Below are 16,675 nucleotides of genomic sequence, written 5' to 3' on the forward strand. Positions count from 1 at the left end.
CCCCCGGCGCCTCGAACCGGCGCGCCTCCTCCGTCCGGGCCTCACCGGACGCGGCGACGGCCCGCCGGGCCTCAGCGGGCGGGGTCGGCTTGTTGCCGTCCCACCAGGCTGGTAATCTCGCCAAGCGAGCGCTTGGTTAAGTGAAGGGCTCGCGACCGGGGACCGGATGTGACACAACGGAGGCGTGGATGACGTCCCTACGGATCAGCCTGGGATACGAGCTGGAGGTCCGCGGACGCTCCCGTGAGGTCGAACAACAGGCGTTCCAGAACGTGATCGAGCAGGTGACCCTCGGCGACCGGCTGGGGTTCGACACCGCGTGGTTCGTCGAGCACCACTTCACCCGCGGCTTCTCCCACTCCTCGGCGCCCGATCTGGTCCTGGCCGCGATATCCCAGCGCACCGAGCGCATCCACCTGGGCCTCGGCGTGGTGCTGCTGCCGTTCCAGTCCCCCATCCGCACGGCCGAGCGGGTCGCGACCCTCGACGTCCTCTCCGGCGGCCGGGTGGAGTTCGGCACGGGCCGCGGCGCCTCCCCGCTGGAGTACCAGGCCTTCCAGAAGCCGTTCGAGAAGTCCCGGCAGATCTGGGAGGACTCCCTGGAGGCGACCCTCGCCATCTGGAAGGCCGACGGCGAGCCGGTCAGCCGGTCCAACGAGTTCTTCGAGATCCCCGACGTCGCCGTCTACCCGCGTCCCGCGCAGGTGCCGCACCCTCCCGTGTGGGTGGCGTCGACCTCCCTGGAGGGATACCTGGCCGCCGCCAAGCACGGCTACAACCTGCTCGGCATGACGATGCTCAAGGGCATCGACGACGTCGCCGAGGACATCGCCGAGTACCGGCGGTGCCTGGCCGACAACGGCTTCGACCCCGACAGCCGCCGGGTCGCGCTGATGATCCCCTGGCACGTCGCGGAGACCCGCGAGCAGGCGTTCGAGACCGCCGCCGACCCGGTGCTGTGGTACATCCGGCGCCAGGTCAACCTGGTCACCCCGCCCGGCTACTACGACGCCCGGCACGCCACCCACAAGGTCCTCGGGCAGCTCGCGGCCGGGATGCCCCCGGAGGAGGCCATGGCCACGCTCCGCGAGCACCACATGGTCGTGGTGGACGACGTGGAGGGCTCGCGCAAGGCGGCGGCCCGCATCGCCGAGGCCGGAGCCACCGACCTGATCCTCCAGGCCCAGGTCGGCGGCCTCGACCACGAGCAGGTCTGCGCGTCGATGCGGCTGTTCATGGCCGAGGTGGCGAAGTGACGGCCGGCCCGGCCCGGACCCGGATCCGTGATCGGGGCGACGGAGCGGCGGACGGGAACACGGCTGCGTGGCGGACCCGGAGCGACCTCGCCCCGGCGGGCCGTACCGCGACCGGCCTGCTGCTGGTCTCGGCGGACGCCGACAGCGTGACCGCGGCGGGCGGCCACGCCGAGCGGGCCGGGGCGTACGCCGCCGCGCTGGAGGCGGCGGGGGTGGGAGCGACGGACCGGGTGGTGGTGGCGCTGTCCGGGGACGGCGAGCTCGCGGGCGCGCAGTGGGCCCAGGCCGCCGCCGAGGTGGCCCGGGCGGCGGCCTCCGTCGGGCCGCGCGGCCGGCTCCGGCTGCACCACGCGCTGGACTCCCTGGGGGCGACCACCCTGGTGATCACGCCGACCGGGGCCATGGACCTGCTGGCCCGGCTGCACCTGGAGTTCCTGCTCGACCCGCTCGACCTGGGCCTGCGGCACATCATCCTGACCGGGGAGATCGCCTCACGGCGGACGATGCCGCACCTGGCGGCCGAGTTCGAGGCGGAGGTGACGGAGGTCTACTGCTCGCCGTTCACCGCGGTGCCGCTGGGCTGGCGATCCTCGGAGCCGGCTCCGCTCACCCTGTTCGATCCGGGATCGGTCGGCCTGGCCTCGCTGGAGAAGGACGAGTCGCTGGTCCCCCCGTACGCCGCCGGCCTGGCCGAGGTGGTCGTCGCCGACCCGGTGGCCGGAGCGACGCTCCGCACCGGGCAGGTCGTCCGGCCGGCCGCCGGGGACGCGTTCCCCGCGCCCGAGCACACCGTCGGCGATCATGTGCTGGTCCGCGGGGTGTGGCTGTCGCTGAACCGGATCGAGAGGGCGCTCGGCAGGATCGACGGAGTCTCCGGCTGGGAGCTGGGCGTGTCGCGGCAGGGCACGCTCGACGCCGTGACCCTGACCGTGACGTTCAGCCGGGAGAGCCTCGTCGGCAACCCCATGTGGAAGGGGCGCGTCCGGCAGGCGCTCCAGGCGCTCACCCCGATCACGATCGACGTCGAGATCTCCCCGCAGGCGTCGGAGACCGCCCCCCGGGGCGTGGTGAACGACGCGCGCGGCCACCACCTGGGCAGGGACCGTACGGCCATCGCCCGCTGACCCCCTCTGGAGGCGCGACCGCCATGGAAGTACCCGACTGGGGGACGATCCCCCGGATGCTCCGCGACCAGGCCGCCGGCCACCCCTCCGACGTCGTCGTGGCCGGCGGCGGGGTACGGCTGTCGCTCGCCGGGCTGCGCGACCGGGCCGGCGCCGTCGCCCGCGGCCTGATCGCCCTGGGCGTGCGGCCCGGGGACCGGGTCGCGATCTGGGGCCTGAACGACCCGGACTGGGTGGTGGGCGCGTTCGGAGTCTGGGACGCCGGGGCGGTGCTCGTCCCGCTGTCGGCGCGCTACAAGGGCATCGAGGCCGCCGCGACGCTCGGCAGGACCGGGGCGAGCGTGCTGATCACCGGCCACGGCCCGGACGGCACGGTCTTCACCGATCTGCTGGCCGGCGCGGCGGGCGGCCCGGCGGCGGATCGGCCCTTCGAGGGCCTGCCGGAGCTGCGGTGCGCGATCGTGCCCGACGGGCTGGAGCGGCCGGGGACGGTGCGGCGCTCGCGGATGCTCTCGGCCGGCTCCCGGATCGGCCACGCGGAGGCGGAGGAGCGGGCGCTGGCCGTACGGCCGGACGACCTGTGCGAGATCATGTCCACCTCCGGCAGCACGGGGACCCCCAAGGGCGTCATGCTGGAGCACGGCCACACGCTGCGGGGCTACTGGGACTGGGCGGAGATCGTCACCCTCCGCCCCGGCGACCGCTATCCGATCGTCGCGCCGTTCGCGCACGGCTTCGGGCTCAACGCCGGGCTGCTGGCCTCGGTGATGCGCCGGGCCACGATGATGCCGATCCCGGTGTTCGGCCCGGAGCTGCTGACGGAGTTGATCCACGACAGGCGGATCACGGTCCTGGCCGGTCCGCCGACGCTGTTCCACCGGCTGCTGGAGGGCGACGTCGGGGAGCACTCGCTCCGCGTGGCGATCTGCGGCGCGGCCTCGGTGCCCGCCGAGCTCATCCGCAGGCTGCTGGAGCGGACCGGCCTGGAGCGCATGATCAACGCCTATGGGCTGATGGAGGGCACGGTCGTCTCCATGACGAGGGCGGAGGACCCCGTCGAGGTCGTCGCGACGAGCACGGGCCGCCCGGTGCCGGGCATCGAGGTCAGGATCGTCGACGACCACGGCGCGGAGGTCCCGGCCGGAGAGCGCGGGGAGATCGTCATGCGGGGCTACGGGGTCATGCGCGGCTACTGGGGCGACCCTGACAGGACGGCCGAGGTGATCAGGGACGGCTGGCTCCACACCGGCGACATCGGCGTCTTCGACTCCGACGGCAACCTCGCGGTCGTGGACCGCAAGAAGGAGCTGTTCATCGTCGGCGGGTTCAACGTCTCCCCCGCCGAGGTGGAGGGGCTGCTGCTGCGGGAGGGCTCGCTGGCCCAGGCCGCGGTGGTCGGGATGCCGGACGAGAGGTCGGGCGAGGCAGGGTGGGCGTTCGTCGTCCCCCGGCCGGGTGTCGCCGTCGATCCGGAGAAAATCCTCGCCTGGGCCCGGGAGAACATGTCCAACTACAAGGTGCCCCGGCGGGTGATCGTGGTGGACGGCCTGCCCGCCAACGCGAACGGGAAGACGGACAAGCGGGTCCTGCGCGCGCGGGCGGCCGGCCGGGTGGGGAACAGCCTTGGAGGGCGGGATACGGCGGGATAACCGCCACGAGTGGGTACGACGGATGTATCCGGCGCAGCCTGGAAACCCCCGCCGGGAACGGGGCACGCACCGGTCACGCGGATCATCTGGATCATCTCGGCCTGTCGAGGCTGGCAGGGCGGGCCCCGTTGATACAGAATCGCGTTCACGACAGCCAGCGCCCTAGGAGGCGACGTGTCACTGCGAGTCGCGATTGTCGGGTCGGGACCTGCCGGGATCTACACGGCCGAGGCGTTGACGAAGCAGGCCCCCGGGTCCGTCGAGGTGGACGTGATCGAGCGGCTGCCCACGCCCTACGGCCTGGTGCGCTACGGCGTGGCCCCCGACCACACCTCGATCAAGTCGATCGCGGAATACCTGCGCCGGGTGCTGGAGCTGCCGGCCGTGCGGTTCCTGGGCGGCGTCGAGCTCGGCAAGGACGTCGGCGTCACCGACCTGCTGGACTGCTACGACGCCGTGGTCTACTGCACCGGCGCGATGGTGGACCGGCGGATGGGCATCCCCGGCGAGGACCTGCCCGGCAGCGTGGCGGCCACCGACTTCGTGAACTGGTACTGCGGCCATCCCGACACACCCGCCGACCGCTTCGTCCTCGACAGCCCGGAGGTCGCGGTGATCGGCGTGGGCAACGTGGCGGTGGACGTGGTGCGCGTCCTGGCCAAGACCGCCGAGGAACTGCGCGCCACGGACGTGCCGGAGGAGGTGCTGACCCGGCTGGCCGGCAGCCAGGTCAAGGCCATCCACATGATCGGCCGCCGGGGGCCCGAGCACGCCAAGTTCACCCTGAAGGAGCTGCGGGAGCTGGGCGAGCTGGCCAACGCGGACGTGTGCGTGCGGCCCGAGGAGGCGGTGGCGGACGTCACGGAGGCGTCGCGGCAGATCCGGGGGAACGTCGAGGTGCTGCAGAGCTGGGCCGCCCGCGGCCCCGTGGGCCGCCCCAGGCGGCTGGACGTGCGGTTCTGGATGCGCCCGGTGGAGATCCTCGGCGAGAGCCGGGTGGAGGCGCTCAGGCTCGAACGCACCCGCCTGGTGGACGGCCGCGTCGTGGGCACCGGCGAGTTCGAGACCCTTCCGGTCGGCATGGTCCTGCGCTCGGTCGGCTACCAGAGCGTGCCGCTGCCCGGCGTCCCCTTCTCCGACGCCACCATGACCGTGCCGAACGAGGCCGGCCGGGTCCGTGACCGCGAGTACGTGGCGGGCTGGCTCAAGCGCGGCCCCACCGGTGTGATCGGCACCAACAAGTCCGACGCCGCCGAGACGGTCCGCACCCTCCTGGCCGACCTCGCCGGCCGCGAGCCGGTACGGCGCGCGGACCTGGACGCCGTCCTCGCGTCCCGGGGCGTCTCGCCCATCACCTACCGGCACTGGCTGGCCATCGAGGCGGCCGAGGCGGCCCTGGCCAGGACCCTGGGCCGCGGCGAACGCGTCAAGCTCCTCGGCCTCGCCGCCATGCTCACCGCCTCCGGCCGCTGAGAAGAGCACCCGATGCGCGTCACGCTCACCGACCCGCTGGCCCTGATCCCCGGCTTCGGGGAGACCCACCGCGAGCAGTCGGCGGCCTATCCGGCGGCGGCGCCGCAGTGGCAGCCGGTGCACACCGTCTACGTGCCGGCCGACCGGTTCGGCACCGGGACGGTGGCGGAGTGGGGGAAGGCGGCGCTGGAGCTGTTCGGGCGGCACCTGCCCGCCGAGGACATGGCGAGGCTCTTCGGCATGGACGAGCGGTTGGCGAGGGCCGTGCACGAGAGGGTCGCCGCGAAGCTCGGCACGGAGCCGGTCGAGGACCTGCGGGTGGACTTCGAGGACGGGTACGGCCTGCGCCCCGGCGAGGAGGACGGCCACGCCTCCCGGGCCGCGGCGGCCGTCGCGGCCCTGCACGCGGACGGGGCGCTCCCCCGCCGCTGGGGACTGCGGGTGAAGTCGTTCGCCGACGGCGCCCCGGCCCGGAGCGTCCGGACGCTGGACGGGTTCCTGACCGGGGTGATGGAGCGGGCCGGGCACCTGCCTGCGGGGTTCGTGGTCACCTTCCCCAAGGTCCTGATGAGGGCCTATCTCGGCCAGTTCGCCGACTGCCTGGAGGCGCTGGAGGGAGGGCTCGGCCTCGCCGGCGGCACGCTCCGCTTCGAGATGCAGGTGGAGGCCCCCCAGACGGTGCTGTTCCTCGACCCCTCCCTGGTCGCCTCGCTCGGGGGCAGGCTGGCCGCCGCGCACTTCGGCGTCTTCGACTACACGGCGAGCTGCTCCCTGCCCCCGCACGAGCAGCGGCTGGACCATCCGGTCTGCGACCACGCCCGGCACGTCATGCGGACGGCGTTCGCCGGGACCGGGGTGGAGCTGTCGGACGGCTCGCTGGCCGCCTCGCCCGCCTCCGGCGACGGGCACGCCGTGCGGGAGCTGTGGCGGCGGCACACGGAGCTGGTCAGGCACTCCCTCAGCCACGGCTTCTACCAGGGCTGGGACATGCACCCCTCACACCTGGTCAGCCGTTACGCCGCGGTCTACCACTTCCACCTGTCGCACTACGAGGAGTACGCACAGCGGGTGCGCGCCTGGGAGGAGCGGAGCGAGGCGGCCGGCGGCGTGATGGACGAGCCCGCCACGGTCCGGACGATGGCCGCCGCCCTCCGCCGCGCCGACCTGGCCCTCGGGAAGGCGTGACCGGCGGGTTCCCCGTACGCGTCAGTCGATCAGGGCCCGCCACCGGCGGACCAGGCGCGCGTCGACCGGGTCGGACCACGAGGGCCGCACCGCGCTGCCGACGTGGAAGGCCCGCACGCCGTACTCCAGCAGCGCCGGGACGTGACCCGGTCTGAGCCCGCCGCCCGCCATGATCAGCGGGCCGTCGCCGGCCTCGCAGCGGGTCTTGAGCAGCGGCAGGCCGTCGCCCACGCCGTCGGGCGAGCCGGAGGTGAGCACGGTGGCGAGGTTGGGCAGCAGGCGGACGGCCCGCCAGCCCGCCTGGATGTCGGCCGCGTGGTCGACGGCCCGGTGGAAGGTCCAGGGCAGCGGGGCGACGGCGTGGATGAGCGCCTCGGTGGCGGCCAGGTCGACCACCCCGGCGGAGTCGAGGAAGCCGAACACGAACCCGGCCGCGCCCGCTTCGGAGAGGGCCCTGGCGTCACGCCGCAGGCCCTCCAGCGACTCGGGCGTGGCCAGGAACGAGGCCTCGCCGCGCAGCATCACCATCTGCGGCAGCGCGCACTCCTTGGAGATCGCCGCGACCGTCTCCACCGCCGGGGTGAGCCCGTCGGACGCCATGTCGACGACGATCTCCAGACGGTCGGCGCCGCCTTCTTCCGCCGCGACGGCGTCACGCACGTCGAGCGCGATCACCTCAAGCAAGGATCCGGTCATGGGGTGAGGCTATCGGATGACTTTGTCCCAGGATCGCCGTGGTTCAGACATGCTGCCGTACCGAAGATCCACGCCAGTCCACGAAGGGCATCGCGGCGCCGAGAGCGCCGCCCCGCAGGCCACCGGCACGCTGGAACAGCGCCCCCGAGGCACGGTGCGGCAGATCGACCGTGCGGAGGTGGGCGAAACGCTGGTCCCGATAGTAGTCCTGCAGCCGCGTGTTGTCCTTGGAGCAGTCAAGCCGGAGCCATCTCCTGCCCATCCCCAGCACCCGCAGGCCCGCCCAGTCGAGCAGCGCCTCCCCCAGGCCGCGGCCGGAGTGGGCGCGCGCCACGGCCAGTTTGTGGACGTAGAGCGCCGAGCCCGGGTCGTCTCCGGCCGCCCAGAACTCGGGGTCGGCCTGACCGTCCAGGGCGAGGGTGGCGGCGGGCCCCTCCGCGCCGTCCAGCAGATACATGGTCCCCTCCTCGATCAGCGGGGCGATGCGCTCGGCGGGGAAGCCCCCGGCGGGCCACTGCCGCACGCCCCGGCCGTTCAGCCAGTCGGCCGTCTCGGCGAGGAGCGCGAGCACTCCCGGGAGGTCGGCGGCGGTGGCGGCGCGCAGCGTGAGCCGGCGCGTGGTGGGGTTGACGGTGTTCGAGTGCATGGTTCATCCCTTCGTTGCACTGGGTGCGTGAGATGGCACGGAGCGTGTCCGAACGGTGGCGCACGGCATCCATGCCGGGCTAGGCGGAGCGCCTAGGGGTCTGAGGCGGGCCAAGGAAAGAGGCCGTGCCTGCCCGTCCGGCGGGTGCGACCCGATGGCCGCCCGCGGCACGGACGTGAACGGGGCCGCCCCGTCAGGGCGGCCACGGGGACGTCAACGGCTTTCCAGCTCGTATCTGATCAGGTGCTTGTCGGCGGGGAGGACCGACACCGCGACGCGTACGGGGGTGTCGCCCTCGTCGTATCCGACCCGGACGTAGACGACCACGGGGGTTCCCGACTGGAGCTGGAGCCGCTCGGTCTCCGAGCTGGTGGGCATCCGGGCCCAGATGTCGTCGACCACCCGGACCTGGGGATGGCCGAGCTCCTCCAGCACCCTGTTGGCGCCGCGCGTGATGTCGCCGGGACGGGCGATCTCGGAATCGGCGACCAGCGCCAGGGGGAAGTAGGAGTCGTTGGTGTTGTACGGCTGGCCGTCCACGAACCGCAGCCGGCGACGGACCACGGCGAGCTCCTCGTCGGGCAGCTCCAGCCTGCTGGCGATCTCCTCGACCGGCTGGACGATCGAGACCTCGATCTCCTGGCTGGGGGCGCGGCCCTCCTGGGAGACCGCCCAGGCGAACGCCTCCCTGGTCTCCTGCTGCGGCCGGAGCTCGCGCTGGGGGTGGATGAGCAGCGGGCGGCGCTCCCTGACCACGGTCCCCCGGCGCGGGGTGCGGGTGACCAGGCCCTCGTTGACCAGCTCGCCGAGGGCGAGCCGCACGGTGTTCCGGCTGACCTGGTGCGACAGCATGAGTTCCGCCTCGGTCGGCAGCTGATCTCCCGGCCCGAGCGCACCGGAGTAGATGGTTCTCCGAAGCTCGGAGGCCACCAACTGATACAGCGTTGACCGTGCCATTTAGTCCCCTTTGTGCCAACAAAACTAGACGATCTGGTTCTAGCGGGGAACAGCCCCTTGACCCACACCTCCCGCGAGCCGCATTATCCAATCGTTGGTACAAATCCATCGAAAGGTCGGCGGGAGGTGAAGACCGGTGCTGCCGGTCCGCGCGGACACGCCATATCTGCCCTGGCGCGACCCCTGTGAGGCAACACGTTTACTGCGCTACGCGTTGCATCGCCAGGGATTCACCCACACCTACCAGAGCGACGGGAACGGCATGTCCGTGCTCTCGGTGCTGACCGATCTAACCGTGTGGTGCAAGAACGGCCTTTTCGTGTGGAGCGAGAACGGCCGGGAGACGGTCCACCCCGCCGACGATCCGGTCGGGGCGGCACGTCTCATCTCACGGCACCACCGCGGACCGGCGGCCGGCGACGGCCCCTCCGGGGAGAGGACGGGTCCCCAGGCCCACGCCTCTCCCCCCACCGACTCCGTGCGCGACTAGACGGTGCCAGGACCCCAACCCTCGCCGGGGTCCTCACACCGCCGCGCCGGGGCGGAACGTGCCCTGGCGGGTCCCCCACGCCCGCCAGGGCACGGACCCGTCAGGGCACGGACCCGCGGGGCCGCGTCACTCCAGCGGCCGCCAGTTGATCAGGGAGAGCTCCTCGTCGACGACGGTGAAGACCGCCCGGACGGACTGGCCCGTGACCGGCGGCTCCCGCCGGTCCCAGTTGCCGTACATCACGCATTCGGGCGCGTCCGCCAGCCGTACCGTCACCACGACGTAGGGCTCGGTCACCCCGGCGAGAAAGGGCTGGTGGCTGACGATCCAGCTCTCGACGCGGCCGGTGGGGCCGATCGGCTGCCAGTGCCACCGGCGGGTCCGGCAGCGGTGGCAGTAGGCCCGGGCCGGGAACCGCAGCGTGCCGCAGGAGTCGCACCGCTGGACGACGAACTCGTGCCGGGCGACCCGCTCCCACCATTCCGCCGAGTCGCGATCGGTCACCGGGCGCACGCTCACCCCTTCCGGAGGATCAGGGCCGAGGTGGCGGGCAGGATGTAGCCGGGCTGGGCGGTGGACAGGGCCACCTCGGCGCCGTCGACCTGCCTGTCACCGGCGTCGCCGCGCAGCTGCGAGACGGCCTCGGCGATGTGGTTGACGCCGTGTACGTATCCCTCAGAAAGGAACCCGCCGTGCGTGTTGACCGGCAGCTCGCCGCCGGGCCCGGTGGCGCCGGAGGCGACGTACGGCCCGCCCTCGCCCTTGGCGCAGAACCCGTAGTCCTCCAGCTGCACGATCACCGAGTAGGTGAAGCAGTCGTAGATCTCGGCCACGTCGATCTCGGCGGGGCCGACGCCCGCCTGCCGGTAGAGGCGGGGGGCCAGCTCGGCCGCGGCGGTCACCGTGGTGTCCGCGCCGCCGCCGGACATGAAGGAGTCACCGCCGCCCCACGCCGCCGCGGAGATCAGCACCGGCGGCCGTCTCAGGTCCCGGGCCCTGTCCGCGCGGGTGATGACGAGCGCGCAGGCCCCGTCGGTCTCCAGGCAGCAGTCGAGCAGCCGGAACGGCTCCGCGATCCACCGGCTGTCGAAGTAGTCGTCCAGGGTGATCGGGACGCGCATGAGCGCGCGGGGGTTCTTCACCGCGTTGGCCCGCTGCGTGACCGCGAGCCTGCCGAAGTGCTCGGGCCGCGTGCCGTACCTCGCCATGTGGGCGCGGGCGAACATCGCGTACTGCTGCGGCGGCGCGAAGTATCCGTAGGGCGCCTGGTACTGCACCTCCGGACCGGGCGGCAGGCCCCGGCCCGTCCCGCCCATCCGGAACTCCGAGCGCGCGTTGATCGCCCGGTAGCAGACGACCGTCTCGGCCATCCCCGCCGCGACCGCGAGCGCGGCCTGCCCGACCACCGCGTGGGAGACGCTGCCGCCGCCGAACTGGTCCAGGTACCAGCTCGGCCGGTGGATGCCGAGCGCGGGGCCGACCACCGAGGGCGCCGCGGAGTCACCGACCCGGTGGGTGGCGATGCCGTCCACGTCGTCGGCGGTCAGGCCGGCGTCCTCCAGGGCGGCCAGGACGGCCTCGCAGGCGAGGGTCAGCGTGCTGACTCCGGAGTTCTTGGACAGCCGCGTGTATCCGACCCCCGCGACAGCCGTACGGTCCCGGAAACCGCGCACGCGCACCCCCTGAATACAAGCAAGCGCTTGGCCAAAGGCTAGGCAGGGCGGGTCCCGGGTGTCAACGGAAGAGGCGATCCGCCACTTTTTCCGGCACCCCTCTGTCATCCAAGCAAGCGCTTGGTAATATGGAGCGAGACGGTGGGAACCACCGTCCGCCGCCGAACTTCCCTCGGGGGCCGACCTGGCGCGAGCGAGGAGGCGAGTGCGACCATGAGCACCCATGCGGCCCGGCTGCTGGAGCCGGACGGTCACCTGCGCGTCACCCGCGACGGGCACGGCATCATCTCCAACGGAGTCGCCATGCACAGTGGCCTTCCCCAGGGCCTGTCCGACGGATCCGAGAACCACGTCCACGCCGTGGACGGCAAGTGGTTCCGCTCCGTGCTCGGCCACTTCGCCACCGGCGTCGTCGCCATCACCGCCGTCGACCCCGAAAGCGGCGAACCGTGCGGCCTGGCCGCCAACTCCTTCACCTCGGTCTCGCTGGACCCGCCCCTGGTGGCCTTCTGCGTGGCCCACACCAGCACGAGCTGGCCGCGCCTGCGCGCCGCAAAGACCCAGACCGTCAACGTGCTCGCCGAACACCAGGAGCCGGTCTGCGCCGCGCTCGCGAGCAGGGGCGGCGACAAGTTCGCCGGCCTGCACTGGACCGAGTCCCCCGGCGGCAACCCCGTGATCCACGAGGCGCTGGCCTGGATCGACTGCTCGATCGAGGCGGAGCATCCGGCGGGCGACCACGTCATCGTCGTCGCACGGGTCCACCAGCTCGGCGTCCACGGCGACGGCGGCCCGCTGCTGTTCTTCCGGGGCGGCTACGGCCGGTTCCACGCTTGACTTCCTCCCCACGGCTGAAGCCGGGGGGTTCCCACCCTCACGGGTCGGATTTCCTGCTTCACCGCCGGTCGCCCGCCAGGAAAAAGTCTCCCTTGAGGTCTTACACCGGCTCCACAGGCGTTTCACCTCTCCGCCAGCCCGGCGGCGAGGATGTTCTTCGCGGCGTTGACGTCCCGGTCATGGGCAGCGCCGCAGGCGCACACCCACTCCCGCACCTCCAACGGCATGGCCGCAGCGATCGTGCCGCAGGCCGAGCACAGCTTGGAGGAGGGAAACCAGCGGTCGACGACCACCAGCTCCCGGCCGTACCAGCGCGCTTTGTACTCCAGCATGGTCCGCACCTGCCGCCAGGAGGCGTCCGAGACGGCGCGGGCCAGGCTGTGATTCCTTACCAGGTTGCGGACCGTGAGGTCCTCGATCGCGATCACTTGGTTCTCGCGGACGATCGAGGTGGTGAGCTTGTGCAGGTGGTCGCGCCTGCGATCGGCGATCCGGGCGTGCACCCGCGCGACCTTCACCTTCGCCTTGGCCCGATTGCTGGAGCCCTTCTCCTTGCGGGCCAGGGCGCGTTGCGCGCGGGCCAGCCGGGCCCGGTCGGCGCGCTCGTGGCGGGGGTTGGCGACCTTCCCGGCGGCGTCGGTGACGCCGGGGATCGGCCGCGACAGGGTGAGCAGGGAGGTGATCCCGGCGTCGAGGCCGACCACGCCGTCGGCCGGGTCCAGCGGGCGGATCGTGTCCTGGCACAGGATGGACACCGACCACCGCCCGGCCGGGTCCTTCGACACGGTCACGGTGGACGGCTGCGCACCCTCGGGCAGCGGCCGCGACCACACGATGTCCAGCGGGGTGTCCATCTTCGCCAGGGTCAGCTGCCCGTCGCGCCAGGTGAACGCCGACCGGGTGTACTCGGCCGACAGCCGGGACCTCTTGCGGGACTTGAACCTCGGGTACTTCGCCCGTTTGGCGAAGAAGTTGGTGAAGGCCGCCTGCAGGTGGCGCAGGGCCTGCTGCAGCGGCACCGACGACACCTCCCCCAGGAAACCCAGCTCCTCGGTGCGCTTCCAGACGGTCAGCGCAACCGACGACTCCCCGTAGGAGACCCTCCGCCCTTCCCGGGTGTAGGCGCGGCTGCGCTCCTCCAGCGCCTTGTTGTAGACCAGGCGGGCGCAGCCGAACGTCCGGGCAAGCTGCTCGGCCTGCTCGAGGGTCGGATAGAAGCGGTAGGTGAAGGCCCGCTTCACACGCTGCGCCATGGCGCACATCATGACGCAGCACGGCCGGGACCGTACGCGTGTTCGAGAAAATTCCGTGCGGCGCTGTGCCGCGTTTCCTCCCCAGGGGCTGAAGCCCGAGGTCTCCACGCTGGAGGTAGTTGATGACCCTGCGCGAGGAGATCCGCTCCTGGCTGGCCGAGCACCTGAGCGGTGAGTTCTCCGCCGCCCGGGGGTTGGGCGGGCCGGGCCGCGAGCACGAGGGCCACGACATCCGCCTGGCCTGGGAGCGGCGGCTCGGCGAGGCCGGCTGGACATGCCTGGGCTGGCCCAAGGAGTACGGCGGGCGGGAGGCGACGCTGGAGGAGCAGGTCGCCTTCCACGAGGAGTACGCCCGCGCGGCGGCTCCGGCCAGGGTCGGGCACATCGGCGAGGGGCTGATCGGGCCGACCGTCATCGACCACGGCACCGAGGAGCAGCGGCGGCGCTTCCTGCCCCCCATCCGGCGGGGCGAGGAGCTCTGGTGCCAGGGCTACTCCGAGCCCGGCGCGGGCTCCGACCTGGCCGGCGTCCAGACCCGCGCGCGTCTCCAGGACGGCGAATGGGTGATCACCGGCCAGAAGGTGTGGACCTCGCTGGCCCACGTGGCCGACTGGTGCTTCGTGCTCGCCCGGACCGAGCCCGGCTCGCAACGGCACCGGGGCCTGTCCTATCTCCTGGTCCCGATGGACCAGCCGGGCGTCGAGGTCCGGCCCATCGTGCAGATGACCGGCACCAGCGAGTTCAACGAGGTCTTCTTCGACGGCGCCCGCACCGCCGCCGCCAACGTCCTGGGCGCTCCCGGCGAGGGCTGGCGGGTCGCCATGGCCACCCTCGGCTACGAGCGCGGCGCCTCCACCCTCGGCCAGCAGATCGGCTTCCAGCGGGAGTACGCCAAGGTGGTGGAGACCGCCAGACGGACCGGGGCCGCCCAGGACCCGGTGCTGCGCGACCGGCTGGTCCAGTCGTGGCTGGAGCTGCAGATCATGCGGCTGAACGCGTTGCGCACCATGACCTCGCTGTCGGCCGGCGAACCGGGTCCGGAGGTGTCGATCGGCAAGCTCTACTGGTCGGAGTGGCACCGGCGGCTGGGCGAGCTGGCCCAGGCCGTCCAGGGCCGGGAGGGCCTGGTCGCCGACGGCCCGCCGTACGAGCTGAACGACCTGCAGCGGCTCTACCTGTTCAGCCGCGCCGACACCATCTACGCCGGGTCCAGCGAGATCCAGCGCAACATCATCGCCGAGCGCACCCTGGGCCTGCCCAAGGGCTGAGACGGCCATGCCCGCCTGTCCCGCCGCCGCGAGAACGCCGTCGCGAGAATGGAGCCCAGATGGCGACACCTCCCCCCTACCCCCGTGCCCACGGCCTGCTCGACGGGAAGGTCACGCTGGTGACGGCGGCGGCCGGGGCGGGCATCGGCTACGCCGCCGCCCGGCGCTGCGCCGAGGAGGGCGCGACCGTGGTCGTCTCCGACCGGCACGAGCGGCGGCTGGGTGAGGCCGCCGAGGCGCTGGCCGAGCTGACCGGGGTCAAGCCGCTCGCGGTGCCGTGCGACGTGACCTCCGAGACGGAGGTCCAGGCCCTGTTCGAGGCCGTGGAGCAGGCGCACGGACGGCTGGACGTGGTGGTCAACAACGCCGGACTGGGCGGTACGGCCAGGCTCGTCGACATGACCGACGAGCAGTGGGACGTGGTGCTCGACGTGACCCTCACCGGCACGATGCGCTGCACCCGGGCCGCCCTGCGGCGGATGGTCCCGCAGGGCTCGGGGGTGATCGTCAACAACTCCTCGGTGATCGGATGGCGGGCCCAGGAGGGCCAGGCGCACTACGCCGCCGCCAAGGCCGGGGTGATGGCCCTGACCAGGTGCGCCGCCGTCGAGGCCGCCCCGCACGGCATCCGGGTCAACGCCGTCGCCCCGTCGCTGGCCATGCACCCCTTCCTGGCCAAGGTCACCAGTGACGAGCTGCTCGCCGAGCTCACCGCCCGCGAGGCCTTCGGCCGGTCGGCGGAGCCGTGGGAGGTGGCCAACGTGATCGTCTTCCTGGCCAGCGAGTACTCCACGTACATGACGGGCGAGGTCATCTCGGTCTCCAGCCGGCATCCGTGACGGGTGTCCGGCGCCGTGTCGGGGATCCCGGTCGCCGGATCCGCCTCCGGGCCCCTTGCCCGCCGTACCGGTTGCCCGCTTGTCTGCCGTACCGGTTTCCGGCCGTACCGGTGCCGGGAGCGGACCCGCCGTAACGGCCCTGACGGGCACAAGGTTGATGAATCCGGCGATATGACTCCATAACACCATCGAGGCCCTCGAAGATCCACCGGAACTGCGTTACAAATTAGCGCTATGACAGACGCCTTCCTCTCCGTCAGCCAGGATGCGATCCGACGCGCAGGCCTGAACGCGAAAGAGGTCCAATCCGGCCTGAGTTCCATCGGCGGCACGGACTTCACCGGGCTGTCCGCCGGGGCGCTGGGAATCATCGGTCTCCCGGCCGTACTGCGCCACAACCTCAGCCAGGGAGACTTCCACCGCAGGGTCGACGCGGGGGCGGAGTCGGCGCGGGGCATCTCCTCGGGGATGCGCGCCACCGCCGAGGGATACGTCACGGCGGAGGACGCCGCCATCCAGGCCCTCCTCGAACGCGCCGGCCGGACGGGCAGACTCGACATCTACTCCGACGAGATGAGACGGCGGCTCCACCCCGACCACCGGCCGGAAGGGCAGTCGTGGAAAGGCGGCGCGCTGGCGGTCGGGAGCGCCGCCTCGGCGGGCCTCGCCGTGGGAGCGTCCGGATGGCCACGGGCGTTCAACGAGGACATGAAGAGGTGGAGCCCGGGCTCCGCCGAGCTGGCCCGCCTGCAGAAGATGAGCGGGCGGACCCACGCGATGCTCAGAGTGGCCTCCCTGACGAGCCGGAGCGCCGCGATCGCCTGTGTGGTCTGGATGACCGCGATGACCTTCGACGACGACAGCGTCGACCGTGCCGTGTCGGCCTGGCGGGACAGGGCCGAGCGGCTCGGCGTCATCTTCGGCGCCGGCGATCCCACGGACCGGGAGGCCCTCGCCAGGGCCTGGGAAGGGGACGCGAAGAACGCCGCCGACCGCAAGCTCCGCGACTTCGTCACCGCGGGCATCCAGCTCGCCGACCGCGCGGTGGCCAAGGCCCACGGTCTTCAGGAGGCGGTCAGGCATCTCAACCGGCTGCACGACATCGCCTTCGCGACAGTGGTCAAAGAGGTCTGCCTCATGCTGGCCCTGAGCCTCCTGAAGGCGTTCCACCCGGGGGCGTGGCTCGGGACCGAGATGGCCGGCCGGCGCCTCACCATGGCGATCGCGGCCGTTCACGGCGTCATCGCCGCCGTCATGTCCTGGAAGATCTTCACGGACGTGGGCGAGGATTTCACCGAGAAGCAGCTGCCGGGGATCGCTCCGCAGGAC

15 protein-coding genes and 1 pseudogene are annotated in these 16,675 nt (G+C 72.3%); 10 read left to right on the top strand and 6 right to left on the bottom strand.

The window, feature by feature from the left end; genetic code table 11:
* Positions 1 to 188 precede the first annotated feature (188 nt).
* The 5 genes from CA984_RS32940 (at position 189) to CA984_RS32960 (ending at position 6,687) form a co-directional block, all read left to right on the top strand.
* Positions 189 to 1,256 carry an LLM class flavin-dependent oxidoreductase gene (locus CA984_RS32940; protein WP_086577367.1) on the top strand — a complete coding sequence of 356 codons (1,068 nt, stop codon included), beginning with the start codon at positions 189 to 191 and terminating at the stop codon, positions 1,254 to 1,256.
* Positions 1,253 to 2,380, top strand: coding sequence for a class I adenylate-forming enzyme family protein (locus tag CA984_RS32945; RefSeq protein WP_242676308.1), 1,128 nt, complete (start codon positions 1,253 to 1,255; stop codon positions 2,378 to 2,380). The genes CA984_RS32940 and CA984_RS32945 overlap by 4 nt, the downstream gene beginning before the upstream one ends.
* Positions 2,381 to 2,403: 23 nt before the next feature.
* The gene (locus CA984_RS32950) at positions 2,404 to 4,029 is read left to right on the top strand and encodes an AMP-binding protein (RefSeq protein ID WP_086577368.1); all 1,626 of its coding nucleotides are present in this window, start codon (positions 2,404 to 2,406) and stop codon (positions 4,027 to 4,029) included.
* Positions 4,030 to 4,203: 174 nt separating this feature from the next.
* Complete coding sequence (locus CA984_RS32955) at positions 4,204 to 5,502, top strand: FAD-dependent oxidoreductase (RefSeq protein ID WP_086577369.1); 1,299 nt, start codon at positions 4,204 to 4,206, stop codon at positions 5,500 to 5,502.
* A gap of 12 nt (positions 5,503 to 5,514) precedes the next feature.
* Positions 5,515 to 6,687, top strand: coding sequence for a DUF6986 family protein (locus CA984_RS32960; protein ID WP_086577370.1), 1,173 nt, complete (start codon positions 5,515 to 5,517; stop codon positions 6,685 to 6,687).
* A 21-nt stretch (positions 6,688 to 6,708) separates the two neighbouring features.
* On the opposite strand, the gene CA984_RS32965 is transcribed toward CA984_RS32960, so the two are convergent.
* The 3 genes from CA984_RS32965 to CA984_RS32975 all read right to left on the bottom strand — a co-directional run bounded on the left by CA984_RS32965 (position 6,709) and on the right by CA984_RS32975 (position 8,986).
* Positions 6,709 to 7,383, bottom strand: a complete 675-nt coding sequence (locus CA984_RS32965) for a copper homeostasis protein CutC (RefSeq protein ID WP_086577371.1) — start codon at positions 7,381 to 7,383, stop codon at positions 6,709 to 6,711.
* A 43-nt stretch (positions 7,384 to 7,426) separates the two neighbouring features.
* On the bottom strand, positions 7,427 to 8,029 hold the full coding sequence (locus tag CA984_RS32970) for a GNAT family N-acetyltransferase (RefSeq protein ID WP_086577372.1): 603 nt from the start codon (positions 8,027 to 8,029) through the stop codon (positions 7,427 to 7,429).
* Between the two features lie 213 nt (positions 8,030 to 8,242).
* On the bottom strand, positions 8,243 to 8,986 hold the full coding sequence (locus CA984_RS32975) for a GntR family transcriptional regulator (RefSeq protein ID WP_086577373.1): 744 nt from the start codon (positions 8,984 to 8,986) through the stop codon (positions 8,243 to 8,245).
* A gap of 136 nt (positions 8,987 to 9,122) precedes the next feature.
* Here CA984_RS32975 and CA984_RS32980 point away from each other — a divergent pair, with 136 nt between their 5' ends.
* Complete coding sequence (locus CA984_RS32980; protein ID WP_133061844.1) at positions 9,123 to 9,476, top strand: hypothetical protein; 354 nt, start codon at positions 9,123 to 9,125, stop codon at positions 9,474 to 9,476.
* A 126-nt stretch (positions 9,477 to 9,602) separates the two neighbouring features.
* Here the strand turns inward: CA984_RS32980 and CA984_RS32985 are convergent, their stop codons facing one another.
* Both CA984_RS32985 and CA984_RS32990 read right to left on the bottom strand, forming a co-directional pair.
* The gene (locus CA984_RS32985) at positions 9,603 to 9,980 is read right to left on the bottom strand and encodes a Zn-ribbon domain-containing OB-fold protein (protein WP_242676309.1); all 378 of its coding nucleotides are present in this window, start codon (positions 9,978 to 9,980) and stop codon (positions 9,603 to 9,605) included.
* A gap of 11 nt (positions 9,981 to 9,991) precedes the next feature.
* On the bottom strand, positions 9,992 to 11,149 hold the full coding sequence (locus CA984_RS32990) for a thiolase C-terminal domain-containing protein (RefSeq protein ID WP_086577381.1): 1,158 nt from the start codon (positions 11,147 to 11,149) through the stop codon (positions 9,992 to 9,994).
* 213 nt (positions 11,150 to 11,362) lie between these two features.
* On the opposite strand from CA984_RS32990, the gene CA984_RS32995 reads away from it, so the two are divergent.
* The gene (locus CA984_RS32995) at positions 11,363 to 11,986 is read left to right on the top strand and encodes a flavin reductase family protein (RefSeq protein WP_086577376.1); all 624 of its coding nucleotides are present in this window, start codon (positions 11,363 to 11,365) and stop codon (positions 11,984 to 11,986) included.
* Here CA984_RS32995 and CA984_RS33000 read toward each other — a convergent pair.
* Positions 11,965 to 13,239, bottom strand: a pseudogene (locus CA984_RS33000) (RNA-guided endonuclease InsQ/TnpB family protein). The gene CA984_RS32995 and the pseudogene CA984_RS33000 overlap by 22 nt on opposite strands.
* A 122-nt stretch (positions 13,240 to 13,361) precedes the next feature.
* Between CA984_RS33000 and CA984_RS33005 the strand changes: the two are divergent.
* From CA984_RS33005 to CA984_RS33015, 3 genes are all read left to right on the top strand, one after another.
* The gene (locus tag CA984_RS33005; RefSeq protein WP_086577378.1) at positions 13,362 to 14,507 is read left to right on the top strand and encodes an acyl-CoA dehydrogenase family protein; all 1,146 of its coding nucleotides are present in this window, start codon (positions 13,362 to 13,364) and stop codon (positions 14,505 to 14,507) included.
* Positions 14,508 to 14,566: 59 nt separating this feature from the next.
* Positions 14,567 to 15,346, top strand: a complete 780-nt coding sequence (locus tag CA984_RS33010; protein ID WP_086577379.1) for an SDR family oxidoreductase — start codon at positions 14,567 to 14,569, stop codon at positions 15,344 to 15,346.
* 234 nt (positions 15,347 to 15,580) lie between these two features.
* On the top strand, positions 15,581 to 16,675 hold a 1,095-nt coding region (locus CA984_RS33015; protein WP_133061845.1), incomplete at its 3' end, for a hypothetical protein.

This window comes from Streptosporangium minutum, from assembly GCF_002149035.1.
GTDB lineage: Bacteria > Actinomycetota > Actinomycetes > Streptosporangiales > Streptosporangiaceae > Streptosporangium > Streptosporangium minutum.

What these genes read in the sequence shown, in the direction of transcription:
- CA984_RS32975 (WP_086577373.1), bottom strand. Translation starts at nt 8,986, where the DNA reads ATGGCACGGTCAACGCTGTATCAGTTGGTGGCCTCCGAGCTTCGGAGA.
- CA984_RS32965 (WP_086577371.1), bottom strand. Translation starts at nt 7,383, where the DNA reads ATGACCGGATCCTTGCTTGAGGTGATCGCGCTCGACGTGCGTGACGCC.
- CA984_RS33005 (WP_086577378.1), top strand. Translation starts at nt 13,362, where the DNA reads ATGACCCTGCGCGAGGAGATCCGCTCCTGGCTGGCCGAGCACCTGAGC.
- CA984_RS32995 (WP_086577376.1), top strand. Translation starts at nt 11,363, where the DNA reads ATGAGCACCCATGCGGCCCGGCTGCTGGAGCCGGACGGTCACCTGCGC.
- CA984_RS32960 (WP_086577370.1), top strand. Translation starts at nt 5,515, where the DNA reads ATGCGCGTCACGCTCACCGACCCGCTGGCCCTGATCCCCGGCTTCGGG.
- CA984_RS32940 (WP_086577367.1), top strand. Translation starts at nt 189, where the DNA reads ATGACGTCCCTACGGATCAGCCTGGGATACGAGCTGGAGGTCCGCGGA.
- CA984_RS33010 (WP_086577379.1), top strand. Translation starts at nt 14,567, where the DNA reads ATGGCGACACCTCCCCCCTACCCCCGTGCCCACGGCCTGCTCGACGGG.
- CA984_RS32950 (WP_086577368.1), top strand. Translation starts at nt 2,404, where the DNA reads ATGGAAGTACCCGACTGGGGGACGATCCCCCGGATGCTCCGCGACCAG.
- CA984_RS32970 (WP_086577372.1), bottom strand. Translation starts at nt 8,029, where the DNA reads ATGCACTCGAACACCGTCAACCCCACCACGCGCCGGCTCACGCTGCGC.